Source organism: Myroides pelagicus, from assembly GCF_009711055.1.
Classification (GTDB): domain Bacteria; phylum Bacteroidota; class Bacteroidia; order Flavobacteriales; family Flavobacteriaceae; genus Flavobacterium; species Flavobacterium pelagicum.
Genome location: NZ_WMJY01000091.1, coordinates 1 through 660 on the forward strand (window position 1 = coordinate 1; position 660 = coordinate 660).

Here is a 660-nt window from a genome sequence, read left to right on the forward strand (position 1 = left end):
TCCAGTCTTATCTTAGACAGAACTTCATTAGGAGTAACCAAATCTGCCGAAAACAACAAAGTGAATCTCATTGTTATGGGATCTCACGGAGTTAGTGGCCCAAAAGAATACTTCGTTGGTTCTAATACAGAAAAAGTTGTACGAAACTCTAATATCCCTGTTTTGGTTATCAAAGACGCTGTGGATTCATTCAACATTGACAACTTTATCTTCGCGTCAGACTTTTCAGATGGAATGGTAGAGCCTTTTAAAAAAGCTCTTTCCTTTAGTCGATCGATGGAATGTAAACTACACCTATTAATGGTTAACACTCCTAACAACTTTAAACCTACTCATGTAGCAGAAGAAATTGTCAACAACTTCTTAGACTCTATTACAGAGCAAGATTTTGACCTAAGCACTTACAATGATATGACGATTGAAAAGGGAATTATTAACTTCTCAAAAAAACATGGTGCTGACTTAATTGGTATCGCTACACATGGTCGTACAGGATTAGCTCACTTCTTCAATGGAAGTATTAGTGAGGATTTAGTCAATCACTCTGCAACTTCAGTAATTACTTTCAAAATAGATTAACTAAAATATCTAAAGGGGCTGTTTCATGAATACAGCCCTTTTTTCTACAAAAGCTGCTTCCGTAATTGCTAAAAAACTTAA

The 660-nt window shown here is 35.5% G+C and carries 1 protein-coding gene; it reads left to right on the forward strand.

The window, feature by feature from the left end; translation table 11 throughout:
* Window positions 1-579 (forward strand): universal stress protein (locus GJV77_RS14690; RefSeq protein ID WP_155037074.1); only part of this gene is annotated, 579 nt, incomplete at its 5' end.
* Window positions 580-660 lie beyond the last annotated feature (81 nt).